This window comes from Haladaptatus ordinarius (assembly GCF_054177595.1).
Map to the genome: position 1 here is coordinate 61,713 of NZ_JBPEHH010000011.1, position 13,053 is coordinate 74,765.

A 13,053-nucleotide genomic window follows, 5' to 3' on the forward strand; every position below is an offset into this window, starting at 1 on the left:
AACCCTAATAACCGTTGCCACTGGGTACCAGATAGCACTACCGTTTAAGTGGGTTCCGAACCGACCAGGGGTATGCAGTTCCCGGACGCAGACGATATCGACCCCGTCGTCGACGACGTGTCGCCGCCCCAGTTCGCCCGGGTACGCTACGAACCGACGACCCCGGAACTCGACGACCCGGCGGTTGTCGCACGCGACGAGGTTCAATCGCTTCCCCTCGACCGACTTGGCGACGGCGCCACCGTCGCGGTTGGCGTCGGCAGCCGCGGTATCGACCGAATCGACGGCGTCGCCGCCGCCGTCGTGAGCGAACTCGACGAACGAGGATTCGACCCGGTCGTGGTCCCCGCGATGGGGAGCCACGGCGGCGCCACCCCTGAGGGCCAGCGCGAGGTCCTCGCCTCCTACGACATCACTGAGGAGCGCCTCGGCTGTCCCATCGACCCACGGATGGAGACCAGCGTGCTCGGGGAGGCGGACCACGGCTTCCCCGTCAACTGGTCGACGGCCGCCCTCGAGGCGGACGCGACCCTGGTAATAAACCGGGTCAAGGCGCACACAAACTATCGCGGCACGTTCGAGAGCGGTCTCACGAAGATGGCAGTCATCGGCCTCGGGAAGCAGCGGGGCGCCCAGAAGACCCACGAACACGCCCTCGTCGAGGGGTACGAGATGGTACTGCGCGACGCGTTCGACGTCATCCGCGCCGAATCGAATCTCGTCGGCGGCGTCGCGCTCGTCGAGAACTTCCACGACAGGCTCGCGGAGGTGACGGCCATCCCCGTCGAGGACCTCCCAGACGGGGAGGGGCCGCTACTCGAACGCGCCTACGAGTACATGCCGACACTGCCGTACGACGAACTCGACGTGCTCGTCGTCGACGAGATGGGGAAGGACGTCTCCGGGGCGGGCATGGACACGAACGTCGTCGGTCGCTACGACGTGTTGAACACCGACGACCCGGAGTTTCCGGACATCAAGCGCATCTTCGTCCGCGGCCTCACCGAAGCGACCCACGGGAACGGCGCCGGCATCGGCCTCGCGGACGTGACCAGCCGGTCGCTGGTCGAGGAACTCGACCTGAACCAGGTGTACACGAACATCATCACGAGCAACTCCCTCTCGAAGGCGGCCATCCCGCTCGTCCTCCCGACCGACGAGCACGCGTTGAAGACCGCGCTCGGTTCCGTCGGGCCCTACGACCCCGAACGAATCCGCGTCGTCTGGATTCGAAACACCGGCCACCTCTCGGAGTTCCGCGTCTCCGAGGCGCTCGTCGGCGAGGCCGAGAACGTCACGGTCGAGGCGTGGGAGCGTCTCGCCTTCGAGGGCGGCGAGGCCGTGTTCGAGGAGACCGAGCGAATCTAACAGACGCCAGGTTTTTACTGGAGAGGGTAAACTACTCGGTCATGCGTAGGAGTGACACTGCCGGGCCCAGACCGGTCTCCGAAGAGACGGTCATCGAAGCCTGCGGCGACCAGCCGCTCCCCGAACTCGGCGTCGTCGAGCAGGTGTGGGCGACCGATCCGATTCCCACGGACGCCGTCGCGGACCACGCCGCGGCCGCCGTGGCCGAGTTCGACCTCGCGGCCATCCCCGAGGGCGGCGAGGTCGCGGTCGGTGCGGGGAGTCGCGGCATCGCGAACATCCCAACCATCGTGCGCGGCGTCGTCTCGGAACTCCGCGACCTGGGGTACGAACCGTTCGTGTTCCCCGCAATGGGGAGCCACGGTGGCGCCACGGCCGAGGGACAGCGGGAGATGCTCGCATCGCTTGGAGTTACCGAGGCCGCCGTCGGCTGCGAGATTCGTGCGACGATGGAGACGACAGTCGTCGGCGAGACTCCGGACCGCGGCGTCGAAGTCCACGCCGACGCGCACGCCGCCGCGGCGGATGCCATCGTCCCCGTCAACCGGGTGAAACCGCACACCGACTTCCAGGGCGACGTCGAGAGTGGGCTCTCGAAGATGCTCGTCATCGGCATGGGGAAACAGCGGGGCGCGAAGACGGCCCACGAGTGGGCCATCGACTGGAGCTTCCGGAACATGATTCCCGAGATTACGTCGCTGCTCGTCGACGAACTCCCCGTCGGCGGCGGCGTGGCCGTCGTCGAGGACGAGCACGACGACACGGCGATAATCGAGGGCGTCCCGCCCGAGGGCTTCCTCGACCGCGAGGCCGAACTCCTGGAGACGGCCTACGACCACTTCCCGACGATTCCGTTCGACGACGTTGACGTCCTCGTCGTCGACCGGACGGGCAAGGACGTCTCCGGAGCGGGCATGGACACGAACGTCATCGGACGGATGGTGTTTGGCCCCGAACCGGCGCCCGAGAAGCCAGACGTTGGGCGAATCTTCGTCCGCGGCCTCACTGAGCCCTCTCACGGGAACGCCGTGGGGGTCGGCTCCGCCGATTTCATTCACGCCGACCTCTTCGACGCCATCAACCTCTCGGACACGCTCGTGAACGCTCTCACTGCCTCGACGCCCCGGGGCGCTCGGCTTCCCCCGGCCGTCGAGACCGACCGGGCGGGCCTGCTCGCGTGTCTCTCGACCATTGGTGTCACCGCCCCCGAAGAGGCCCGGGTCGTCCGCATCCGCGACACGATGCGACTGGGCCGCTTCGCCGCCTCGCCCGTGCTGCTAGCCGAGGCGCGCGACTGCGACGACCTCCGGGTCGTCTCCGAACCCAAGCCCATCGCCCTGTCCGACGGTCAGTTCGTCGAAGACGTCTTCCCCGCCGGCGAGTAGGGCCGACGCGCTGCGGTGTGCCGAGGGAAAACCTCAATACCGGACCGTCCGCAGTTGTCCGACACGGCATGGAACCAGCACTCATCCTCCCGCCGGAATGCGACGAACGGTGGGACCTAGCGAAGCAGATGGGCGTCGAAAACGCGGTCGTCCACACCCTCGAAATCGGCGACGAGTCCCGCCCCTGGCGGTACGAGGAACTCCTCAACCTGACCCAGCGGTTCCGCGACTACGGCCTCGACGTCGAGGTTATCGAGGGCTGCGTCCCGATCTCGGACGACACCCGTCTCGGTCGCCCAGGCCGCGACGAGGGGATAGCGCGCTTCAAGCAGTACCTCCGGAATCTCGGCGAACTCGACGTCCCGGTCGTCGCGTACGACTGGATGGCGGGTAAGCGCTGGGCGCGCACCTCGACCGCCGTCCCCAGTCGCGGCGGGTCGCTCACCACGGGCTACGACCACGAACTCATGCGGAACGCCCCCGATCAAGAACTCGCGCCCGTCGAGGCCGAGGAACTCTGGGAGGGCCTCGAGTACTTCCTGAACGAGGTCGTACCCGTCGCCGAGGAGGCGGGCGTGAAACTCGCGCTCCACCCCGACGACCCGCCGCTCGGCAACGTCCGCGGCGTCGACCGCATCGTCACGAGCGTCGAGAACTACGAGCGCATCCTGGACCTCTACGACAGCGAGTACAACGGTATCACCTTCTGTCAGGGTAACTTCGCGGCCATGGGCGCGGACGTCCCGGCGACCATCCGCCGGTTCGGCGACCGCATCAACTTCGTCCACTTTCGCGACGTGGACGGCGACGCGGACCGCTTCGTCGAGACGTGGCACGACGACGGCCCGACGGATATGCTCGCCTGTATCGAGGCATACCGCGACATCGGCTTCGATGGTCCCGCGCGCCCGGACCACGTCCCCACGATGGCCGGCGAGGACAACGACAATCCCGGCTACATGACTCTCGGCCGACTCTACGCGACCGGCTACATGAAGGGGCTACTCGAACAGACCGAGAACTGATGGTGTCGTCGGGCGTCCTCAGCGATCGACGCTCTCGACGATGTCCTCGAAGGCGTGTGTCAGGATGGCACCGTCGACGTGGATAGCGACGTACTGAGCGCCCGCGTCGATCCACTGTTCAGCCATCTCCGGGTCGTCAGCGTACGTTCCGACCACCTTGTCTTCCTCGGCCGCGCGGTCGCAGACCTCCTGCATGAGGTCCTCGACGCGGTCGTCGCGCACTTGTCCCGAGATGCCGAGCGACTGGGACATGTCGTACGGGCCGAGGAACAGGACGTCGATGCCCTCGACCGCGAGGATGTCGTCGAGGTTGTCGACGCCGCGCTCGCCCTCGATGTGGATGATGACGGTCGTCTCCTCATTCTGTCGTGCGGTGTAGTCGTCCCGACCGGTGTAGCCGCCGGCGCGTACGTACGGCGAGAGACCCCGCTCGCCGAGCGGGTCGAACCGCGCGTGGTCCACGGCGGCCTCTGCGTCCGCACGCGTCTCTATCTGGGGTATCTCGACGCCCGCGGCGCCGACGTCGAGGGCGCGCTGTATCTCCGCCTCGCTGTTCTCGCGCACGCGGACGATGGGCGCGGCGCCGCCGCGCTCCGCGGCCGCGCACAGTCCCACGCTCGTCTCCGCCGTGAGGGGGCCGTGCTCCTGGTCGACGATGACGAAGTCCATCCCCGCGAGGCCCGCCATCTCCGAGACCATCGGCGAGTCGATGAGCTGGAACGTTCCAACGGTCGTTTCGCCGTCGAGTAACCGTTCTCTGAGCGCCCGAGTAGGCATACGTGAAACGCGTATCGGGCCCCCATCAAAGTATCGCTGCCGGCGGTCCGCGCACGGGAATCCGTTCATCGCCGACCGATCGACGGTAGTGGGCGAGCGGCCGGCCGATAGGGGTTACCGCTGGTCGACCTCGCGTTTCTCCCAACCCTGTTCGAAGAGGTTGATAGTGTGGACCCCCTCACCAGTGTACTCGTGCTCGCGGACCACGTCCATGTCGAGTTCGATTCCGAGGCCGGGGCCCTCGGGAATCCGGATGTGCCCGTCCTCGATGGCGACGGGGTCGACCAGGAGGTCGTCGACCCACTCGACGTCGTAGGTCTGGAAGACCTCCTGGATCATGAAGTTCGGGACCGCGGCGTCGACGTGGGTGCAGATGGCCGTCGCGACCGGGCCCTGCGGGTTGTGCGGCGCGAAGCTCACGTGGTCGGCCTCGGCGATGGCCGCGATCTTCTTCGACTCGGTGATGCCGCCCGTGTTCATGATGTCGGGCTGGAGGATGTCGACGTCGGTGCGCGTGACGAGTTCGAAGAAGTCGTGCTTGCTCATGTGGCGCTCCCCGGTCGCGATGGGGACAGGCGACTTCTCGGCGACCTCGCGGAGGCTGTTGATGGAGTCCGGCGGGCAGGGCTCCTCGAACCAGGTCGGCTCGAACTCGGCGATCCTGTTGGCGACGTCGACCGCCTGCCCGGCGGTGAAGCGGCCGTGGCCCTCAATGAGCAGGTCGACGTCCGGCCCGACGGCCTCGCGGACCGCGCTGACGATGTCGACCGCGTGGTTGAGCTCTTTCTTGCTCATGCGCTGCCAGGCCGTCCCGAAGGGGTCGAACTTCATGGCGTCGTAGCCGTCGTCGACGACCTGTTGGGCGGCCTCGGCGAACCCCGCCGGCTCGCCGTCAGTCTCGGTGTACCAGCCGTTCGCGTAGGCGCGGAGGCTGTCGCCGTGGACCTTGCCGCCGAGGAGCTCGTAGACGGGTTTCTCGAGCAACTTGCCCTTGATGTCCCAGCAGGCCATGTCCACCGCCGAGCAGACGGTCGTGTTGACGACGTTCTTCGAGAACCACTCGTCGCGGTACATCTCGAGCCATATCTGCTCGGTGTCGAAAGGATCCTTCCCGACGAAGTAGTCGCTCATCTCCTCGATGGCCGCCGCGACCGTCCGCGGCTTGTCGTGCGTCGTCGCCTCGGCAAGGCCGGTGACGCCGGCGTCCGTCTCGAGGCGAACGAACACCCACGGCTTCCAGGGGTTGGCGACGAGATACGTCTCTACGTCAGTGATGCGTACGTCCGACATGCTGGTTTGTAATTGTCTCGGGCTCCTTTAAGCGTATGTGAGTCGGTATCGTTTGTCGACTGTTCCTCGGTATCGCTCGCCAGTGGTTATTTGCTACCGTGGGGGAAACACCGAGCCATGTCAGGTCCGACCATCGAGACGGTCGAGACGGTACCGCTCGAAGCGCCGCTCGACGAACCGTTCGGGTACTCCCAGGAGTGGGTCGACACCCGGTCTGCGCTCCTCGTCCGCGTCGAGGTGGACGACGGGACCGTCGGGTGGGGCGAGTGCTGGGGGCCGGTCACGGGGACCCGCGAGACCGTCGAGAACCTCCTGGCGTCGGTGCTCCTCGACGAGGACCCCCGCGACGTGGAGCGACTCCACGACGCGCTCTATGACACCGGGCGCGCGGCCTATCAGTCGGTCGTTCCGCTTCCCGCGATAAGCGGTCTCGACATCGCCCTCTGGGACCTCGCCGGCAAACTCGCGGACGAGCCCGCGGGGCGACTGCTCGGCGGCCGCCGCCGGGCGTCGGTGCCCGCGTACGCCACGGGCCACTACTTCCGGCCCACGGAGGACCTCGACTCGCAGTACGACGCCATCGTCGAGGAGGCCCAGGCCAACGCGCGGGCGCTCGGCGCGCTGAAGCTGAAGGTCGGTCTCTCGCTCGTTAGCCACGGCCCCGAGGCCGACGTCGAACTCGTCAGGCGGGTCCGCGAGGCCGTCGGGCCGGACGTCGACGTGATGGTCGACGCCAACTACGCCTACGATCGCCCGACCGCCGCGGCGGTCGGCCGGGAACTCGCCGCCCTCGACGTCCGTTGGTTCGAGGAGCCGGTTCGCCCGACGGACCACGAAGGGTACGCCAGACTCCGGCGCGAACTCGACGTCCGAATCGCGGGCGGGGAGTGTCACACGCCCGCCGAGTTCGACCGCCTCCTCTCGATGAACGCCCTCGACGTGGCGCAACCGGACGTCTGCAACGTCGGCGGACTCACGCCGGCGCGACGAATCGCCGCTCGTGCCCGCGACGCGGGCACGCCACTCGTGCCCCACGTCTGGGGGACGCCGATAGCGCTCGCGGCGTCGCTCCACCTGCTTTCGACGCTCCCCCGGGAGCGCCCGCTGGAGTTCGACCGCTCGGCAAACCCGCTCCGCGAGGAACTAGCCGCCGACCCCTTCGCGCCCGACGACGAGGGGCGGATGGCCGTCCCCGAGGCCCCCGGCCTCGGCGTCGAACTCGATGAGGACGCTATCGCTGCCTACCGCGTCGACTGACCGAACCGGCACGCGCCGAGTCGTCCAGTTCCGCCGGCACATCTCGACGCAGCGGTCTTTTCGAACGGGGTTCAGGTCCGCCCGAGTCCGCCTACCAGGAGGATATCGTCACGTCACGCAGCGGCCGGTCGAGCGGGACGTCGACGTGCGCGTCGGTGAAGTGGGAGACGTAGAACGCGACGATTATCTCGAGCGACCGGGCGGCCGCCTCGCCGGGCGAGTGGTTCGTCTCGGCCGTACCGTCCAGCAGGTCGACGACGTGGCGGGCGGCGTTGGGGAAGGCGTTACGGTAGTCTTCCTCCCACGTCCACGCGCCCTCGATACCGGGAAGGTCCTCCTCGACGTGCGCGCCGTCTTCGAGGCGCCAGTAGCGCCACTCGCCGTCGTCGTTGTTGAGATAGAGCTTGCCCTCGGTCCCAACGAACGTGAGTGCCATCGAGGAGATATCGCGGGCAACGGTGCAGTCGACCGTGGCGAACGTGCCGTCGTCCAGGACGAGGTGGCCACCACCCCCGGAGTCGTCGACCGATATGCCGTCGAGCGCCTCCACGGCGTCGTTCTCGCCGTTGATGTACCCGCTGACCTGCTCGGCGCGCGCGTCTAGCAGGTAGACGAGCATGTCGAGGAGATGCGTGGAGTTGCGCATGAGTTCGCGCCGGAACTGCGCGTTGACCGACCGGACGTCGCCCAGGATACCCTCGTTCTGGACGAGGTCGCGGAGGGTCTGCAGTTTATCGGTGAACCGGAACGAGTGGTTGACCAGCAATTCCGAGCCCTCCTCCTCGCAGACCTCGTTCATCTCCTCGACCTCCGAGACGCTCGCCGCGATGGGCTTCTCGCACCAGATGACATCGGGCGAGGCAGCTGACCGCGCGGCGTCGATGACTGGCCCGTGGTGGAGGTACGACGGCGTGCAGACCGAGACCGCGTCGAGGTCCTCCTCGGCGAGCATCGCCTCGTGTCCGAGATAGCGCCGCTCCGGCGGGATGTCCCACGCGTCGCCGAACCGGTCGAGTTTCTCCTCGTCGACGTCGGCGATGGCCACGAGTTCGATGTCGTCCGCCTCGTGGTAGCCGCCGGCGTGACTGGCGCGGAACTTCTCCCTGCCAATCTTGTCCTGGTCGTGCATCCCCAGGATTCCCATCCCGGCGATGCCACCCGCACCGATAATTCCCGCTTCGTACGTCACCATATATTCCCTGTGACCTGAACCCTACTTGTAGTTTGGCACCGGATATCGGACACGTTCCGCGGGGAATCGACCTGGGGTAACTGTTATGACGCACCCACAGGATGACTACCCATGAGCGGGAACTCGCTCGAAGACAGTGTCACACTCGTAACGGGCGCCAGCTCCGGCATCGGCCGCGCGACGACTCGCGCCCTCGCCGCGCGCGGGGCGGACGTCGCCGTCGCGGCACGTCGCGAGGAACGACTGCGCAAACTAGCCGACTCCGTCGCGGACGAGTACGGCGTCGAGACCCTCGTCGCGCCCACCGACGTCACCGAGGAGTCCGAGGTCGAGGACCTCGTCGCAACCGCGGTGGACGCCTTCGACCGACTCGACGTGGTCGTCGGGAACGCGGGGCTCGGCCGCGAGGAGACGGTCATCGAGGAACTCCAGACGGAGGCATACCGACAGATGATGGACGTCAACTGCGACGGCGTGTTCTTCCTCGCCCGGGAGGTCATGCCGTACCTCAAGGAGACCGAGGGGAATCTCGTCCTCATGGGGAGCATGGCGGGCCAGTACCCGCGGCCGGGGAGTCCGGTGTATGCCGCGACAAAGTGGTGGATCCGCGGGCTCGCGCTCAGTCTCGCCGGGAGCGCCGGCCCCGAGGGCGTCGGCGTCACCGCCATCAATCCCACCGAGGTGCTCACTGAGTTCGGGTCCGAGGACGGTGAGTCGCTCGGCGAGCAACTCACGCCCGAGGAGGCCGCGACGCCCGAGGACGTCGCCGAGGCCATCGCGTTCGCCGCCGAACAGGAGGCTCCAAACGTCGTCCAGGAACTCGACCTCTACCGCCGAGACAAGTTCGAGGACTGGTAGGCGGCCCTCCACCAGGCAGTTCGCCGGCTCGTCGCTGTCGAAGAGACGTGCGACGTCCACCGCGACGATGCGCGACCCGTTGAGGACGGCGTCGCGCGTTGAACCGGCGGTGTGCGGCGAGTGCAGCGTGTTACCGAGGTCGAGGAGGGGATGGTCGACGGGAAGCGGTCTCTTGGAACACGTCGAGCGCCGCGCCGCCGATGTACCCGTTCCGGAACCCCTCGACGAGCACGTCCTCATCAACGAGTCCGCAGCGAGTGGTGTTGACCAGTAGCGTGTCGTCTGCGCATCGCCGCGATCGTGTCGCCGTCGATAAGGCGCTCGATCTCGGGCGAGAGGCGCACCCGCCCGCCCGATTCTACGGGGTTCTCCTATCCGTATCTACCGAAATCGATACCCTCAGAAATACAGAACGGTCTTATGAGGGCCCTTTCAACGGCTCGAAAGCCCTCATCGGGTAGATTGCGGCACTTCGTAATCACAACTGTCAGTCAGTTCCGTTCTTTCCCGCTATCCCGTTCCGTATATCTGAACAAGACTTAAGGCTTGGGGCGAAGATTAGCGGGTATGAACGGAATAGGTGAAAAAAATCGGGTGAAAACGACCCAGAAGACGTTCCGCATTATTCAGACGCTGAAGCAACTCGACGGGGCTCGGGTCACGGAACTGGCGGACGCCCTGGAGATGGGCAAGAGCACGGTCCACAACCACCTTCGTACGCTCGTCCACGAGGGGTACGTGATACAGCAGGACGAGGAGTACCGTCTCAGCCTCCAGTTCCTTGAACTCGGCGGATACATTCGAGATCAACTGGACATCTACAAGGTCGCGGAACCTGAGGTCAAACAGCTCGCCGAACAGACCGGCGAGTTGGCAAACCTCGCAGTGAGCGAGCAGGGACTGCTCACCTACATCGACCGCTCGAAGGGCGACCAGGCTGTCGACCTGGACACATATCCAGGGCTACAGGCCCAAATGCACTGCACGGCGCTCGGGAAGGTCATCCTCGCACACACGCCCCGCGAACAGGTCGAATCGGTACTCGACCGCCACGGACTGCCCAAGCTCACGGAGAACACGATTACGGACCGCGATGACCTCTACGACGAACTGGAGCAGATCCGGAGCGACGGCTACGCGCAGGACCACGGCGAGCGACTCGAAGGACTTCGTTGCGTCGCGGCGCCCGTGAAATCTGCCGAGGACGACGTTGAAGGTGCGATAAGCGTTTCTGCACCCGCCAGCAGGATGAAATCAAACCGCTACAACCAGGAGATCCCTGAGAAGGTCCGCAGCGCGGCCAACGTCATCGAACTCAACCTCAAGTACTCGTAGCCGTTCCCTATTTCTGAACATTAATTATCCGGCATAATGGAGTAGTTTTAGCGTTCTCCTGCCGATTTTCTGCGATTCATGAGCCCATACCTGTTCAGACATACAGAACGTGTTTTGTTATGGCATGACAAGGGCGAGCTGGTGATTACCGCCTGGCTGCTCTGCGTACCTCGACTGGAGCGCAGCTATCCATAACAAAGCTACCTTTGTTATGGCTCCCAAACGGCACTGTTCAGATTGGCTGATGCCACGTGAACGCGAGCGTTTGCACCAGGTTTCGGCGGTGCGGTGCGCAGCGTGACGGAGATGATTGCGAACTTGTCGGTTCACCGTGTTACCTCCTTGAGGACACTTCAACGCGATTCCGATCTCCTCAAAGAGTGGGTCCTGTAGCCACGGTGCACCATCGGCGAGGAACTGTTTTGTCACGACGGTTGTTCGCGTGGGATAGAGTTTGACGTGAGGAAATTCGTTAGTGTCGGAATCGACAGGGCGCATAGCCAGAAGCACCAGTCGTTGAGGTGAACCACGGGTTCGTCAACCCCGACTCGATTCGGCGCCGTCCTATCAGTTGGCTGTAACTCAATATTTTGCATCCCACTATGGACAGCTGCTCGGCACCGAACTGTTCGATGGTTTGGACTGTATTGGAGAGTGACAATCAAGCCGCATTGAGTTGGATACCGAACTTCATCAGTGGCTGCGGTGTCGCATCTCGCTCAACAAACTCTAATCCAATCAGGTTGTTACCCCTGTGAGGCGGTCGAATTCTGGCAGAGGCACTTCGACTTCCACAGCCTCGTTCTTCAGGCCTTATCGAAACACTGTCCACACCAACGCGACGCACAACGGGTCGTCACTCGTCGGACGAGGCGGATTCGCACTGACAGCCGCCCTGCTCGAGGACCTCTGCGACGTCGTACTGCGTCTTGCAGTCCTCACAGAAGACGCGCGCGTCGAGGAATACCTGGAAGTCGCCGAGGTCGATGCGGTCAGTGCGGTCCAACTGGTCGAGTTTCTCCGCCGTGACGGCGATCGTCCGGTTCTGGAGTTGCATGATGCTATCAGCGACTGACTCAACGCGCTCTGCATCAGTGTCCCGTTCGCGCTCGACATTCCGGTCATTGCGGAGATATGTTCGGACCGCCTGGTAGGAGACGAAGTCCGACTCCACCTGGTCCACGTCGACACCGTTGCTTTCCAGTTTCCGCCGCGTCTCCGTGTACACACCGCTGCTGACGTCCTCGTCAGTCAACAGCTGGTACGTGTTCTGGACCTCGCCTTCGAGCGGTTGCATCTCCGCGCTCTCCATCGCCACCCTTAGCATCCGCCTATTGAAATAGCCTGCGAGGTCGCGAAGGCTCATCGGGTCGTCCTCTTGTGTCCACAACTCCGCGAGCTCGTCCTCGATGGCCTGGATTCCGTACCGCGCTGCAACGTGGGGAACCTTGTATCGGGTGTTGGTATCGCTCACTGTGAACTGGTACGCCAGCCACGGTATAAAGCATTATTCTCCCGTGTTCGGTCCGTGACGGAGTCCCAACCCGGCGACCGCTCGGGCACCCGTTCACCGCATCGAATACGACTCTCGCGGGGAGACTGAGTCAGGCACGTTTAGCTAATCACAGGCGGTAAGCCCCCTTCCTCAAGGAGCAACGCAGGCCGACGGCCGAGTAGCGCAGTAGGGAGGGGATACACCGCCGTCATCGTCTTACAGACACGTGCTTGTTGCTGGCCCACAGGCATACGCACCGCCACGTTTATGTTGAAACAATGTCTAAACACTAGTGATGGAAAGGCACGAAATCGAAGGCCACGAAGTCATCGAGGGCGAAGTGAAAGCCACCGGCAACGGCGCACACGTCCTCGTTCCAAAACGGTGACGTGGCGCAGACGTGAAAATCGTCCATACTTCTGAGCCCGACAACGAATAGATGAACTACAACCACAGGTATCGCCTCATCCCGACAGAAAGCCAGCGGGAGACGCTGGACTACCACCGCGATACCTGTAGACAACTCTACAATCACGCCCTGTACCGCTTCAACCAGATTCCCGAGGGTGAAGGCATGGTCAAACGGCCGTGTTTAATCGCCAGACAGCACCGGATCAAGTCGCTGGAGTAAGGGTGATGAAGCGGAAGACTGCGAAGTGTGCCAACGCAAATCTCCCGCTTCACCGAACGAACTGTCTTCGCAGTCAAAAGAGTTGCCGATGATTGGGACGAACCTGCCGCCCCAGAAGGGGGCGGCGGGTTCACCGACGCAGCGATGATATCCATCCACTGTCTCCGGATTTATCTCGATACGACCTACCGGATGACGATTGATCTGCTGAAGGAGATGCCACAAATATCGCGGGAGATCGGCCTTGAACCGGCCGATCTCCCGCATCCATCGACGTTATGTCTCGCCTTCGACAGAATTGAGATGGCGGTCTGCCGGACGCTTCTCCAACAATCTGTACAGCTTCACGACACTGGGCCGATTGGAGCGATCGACGCCACGTACTTCGAACGCTCGCCAGCGAGCCGCTCGTACTGCAACAAGACGAAATACGAAGTACA

Annotated in this window: 11 protein-coding genes and 3 pseudogenes; 9 read left to right on the forward strand and 5 right to left on the reverse strand. The window is 64.4% G+C overall.

Annotated features, from left to right (window positions below; all coding sequences use genetic code 11):
• The first annotated feature begins 72 nt into the window (after positions 1-72).
• From ACR3FF_RS06365 to ACR3FF_RS06375, 3 genes are all read left to right on the forward strand, one after another.
• Positions 73-1,368 carry a nickel pincer cofactor-dependent isomerase, group 22 gene (locus ACR3FF_RS06365; protein WP_458187046.1) on the forward strand — a complete coding sequence of 432 codons (1,296 nt, stop codon included), beginning with the start codon at positions 73-75 and terminating at the stop codon, positions 1,366-1,368.
• 41 nt (positions 1,369-1,409) lie between these two features.
• A complete protein-coding gene (locus ACR3FF_RS06370) occupies positions 1,410-2,753 on the forward strand; it encodes a nickel pincer cofactor-dependent isomerase, group 22 (RefSeq protein ID WP_458187048.1) in 1,344 nt (447 codons plus the stop codon).
• A 68-nt stretch (positions 2,754-2,821) separates the two neighbouring features.
• Positions 2,822-3,778, forward strand: coding sequence for a mannonate dehydratase (locus ACR3FF_RS06375; RefSeq protein ID WP_458187050.1), 957 nt, complete (start codon positions 2,822-2,824; stop codon positions 3,776-3,778).
• 18 nt (positions 3,779-3,796) lie between these two features.
• On the opposite strand, the gene ACR3FF_RS06380 is transcribed toward ACR3FF_RS06375, so the two are convergent.
• Both ACR3FF_RS06380 and dgoD read right to left on the reverse strand, forming a co-directional pair.
• Positions 3,797-4,555, reverse strand: coding sequence for an HpcH/HpaI aldolase family protein (locus ACR3FF_RS06380; RefSeq protein WP_458187052.1), 759 nt, complete (start codon positions 4,553-4,555; stop codon positions 3,797-3,799).
• Positions 4,556-4,669: 114 nt separating this feature from the next.
• Positions 4,670-5,845, reverse strand: coding sequence for a galactonate dehydratase (gene dgoD, locus ACR3FF_RS06385; RefSeq protein WP_458187054.1), 1,176 nt, complete (start codon positions 5,843-5,845; stop codon positions 4,670-4,672).
• Positions 5,846-5,962: 117 nt separating this feature from the next.
• Here dgoD and ACR3FF_RS06390 point away from each other — a divergent pair, with 117 nt between their 5' ends.
• Positions 5,963-7,102 (forward strand): mandelate racemase/muconate lactonizing enzyme family protein, encoded by a 1,140-nt coding sequence (locus ACR3FF_RS06390; protein ID WP_458187056.1) that lies wholly within the window; start codon positions 5,963-5,965, stop codon positions 7,100-7,102.
• 91 nt (positions 7,103-7,193) lie between these two features.
• Here ACR3FF_RS06390 and ACR3FF_RS06395 read toward each other — a convergent pair whose 3' ends face one another.
• Positions 7,194-8,291 carry a Gfo/Idh/MocA family protein gene (locus ACR3FF_RS06395; protein WP_458187066.1) on the reverse strand — a complete coding sequence of 366 codons (1,098 nt, stop codon included), beginning with the start codon at positions 8,289-8,291 and terminating at the stop codon, positions 7,194-7,196.
• Between the two features lie 114 nt (positions 8,292-8,405).
• Here ACR3FF_RS06395 and ACR3FF_RS06400 point away from each other — a divergent pair, with 114 nt between their 5' ends.
• Positions 8,406-9,152, forward strand: a complete 747-nt coding sequence (locus tag ACR3FF_RS06400) for an SDR family oxidoreductase (protein ID WP_458187058.1) — start codon at positions 8,406-8,408, stop codon at positions 9,150-9,152.
• Between the two features lie 130 nt (positions 9,153-9,282).
• Here the strand turns inward: ACR3FF_RS06400 and ACR3FF_RS06405 are convergent.
• A pseudogene (locus tag ACR3FF_RS06405) lies at positions 9,283-9,426 on the reverse strand (NAD(P)-dependent oxidoreductase); the annotation flags it as partial.
• Between the two features lie 302 nt (positions 9,427-9,728).
• Here ACR3FF_RS06405 and ACR3FF_RS06410 point away from each other — a divergent pair.
• Positions 9,729-10,487 carry an IclR family transcriptional regulator gene (locus ACR3FF_RS06410; protein WP_458187068.1) on the forward strand — a complete coding sequence of 253 codons (759 nt, stop codon included), beginning with the start codon at positions 9,729-9,731 and terminating at the stop codon, positions 10,485-10,487.
• 856 nt (positions 10,488-11,343) lie between these two features.
• Here ACR3FF_RS06410 and rdfA read toward each other — a convergent pair.
• On the reverse strand, positions 11,344-11,961 hold the full coding sequence (gene rdfA / locus ACR3FF_RS06415) for a rod-determining factor RdfA (RefSeq protein WP_458187060.1): 618 nt from the start codon (positions 11,959-11,961) through the stop codon (positions 11,344-11,346).
• 316 nt (positions 11,962-12,277) lie between these two features.
• Between rdfA and ACR3FF_RS06420 the strand changes: the two are divergent.
• From ACR3FF_RS06420 to ACR3FF_RS06430, 3 genes and pseudogenes are all read left to right on the forward strand, one after another.
• Positions 12,278-12,367 (forward strand): annotated as a pseudogene (locus tag ACR3FF_RS06420) (DUF2080 family transposase-associated protein); the annotation flags it as partial.
• 54 nt (positions 12,368-12,421) lie between these two features.
• A pseudogene (locus ACR3FF_RS06425) lies at positions 12,422-12,568 on the forward strand (helix-turn-helix domain-containing protein); the annotation flags it as partial.
• A gap of 72 nt (positions 12,569-12,640) precedes the next feature.
• The coding region (locus ACR3FF_RS06430) for a transposase (protein WP_472850149.1) at positions 12,641-13,053 on the forward strand (413 nt) is incomplete at its 3' end.

Excerpts from the sequence above, each read along its gene's own strand:
- ACR3FF_RS06365 (WP_458187046.1), top strand. The coding sequence starts at position 73 with ATGCAGTTCCCGGACGCAGACGATATCGACCCCGTCGTCGACGACGTG.
- ACR3FF_RS06370 (WP_458187048.1), top strand. The coding sequence starts at position 1,410 with ATGCGTAGGAGTGACACTGCCGGGCCCAGACCGGTCTCCGAAGAGACG.
- ACR3FF_RS06375 (WP_458187050.1), top strand. The coding sequence starts at position 2,822 with ATGGAACCAGCACTCATCCTCCCGCCGGAATGCGACGAACGGTGGGAC.
- ACR3FF_RS06380 (WP_458187052.1), bottom strand. The coding sequence starts at position 4,555 with ATGCCTACTCGGGCGCTCAGAGAACGGTTACTCGACGGCGAAACGACC.
- dgoD (WP_458187054.1), bottom strand. The coding sequence starts at position 5,845 with ATGTCGGACGTACGCATCACTGACGTAGAGACGTATCTCGTCGCCAAC.
- ACR3FF_RS06390 (WP_458187056.1), top strand. The coding sequence starts at position 5,963 with ATGTCAGGTCCGACCATCGAGACGGTCGAGACGGTACCGCTCGAAGCG.
- ACR3FF_RS06400 (WP_458187058.1), top strand. The coding sequence starts at position 8,406 with ATGAGCGGGAACTCGCTCGAAGACAGTGTCACACTCGTAACGGGCGCC.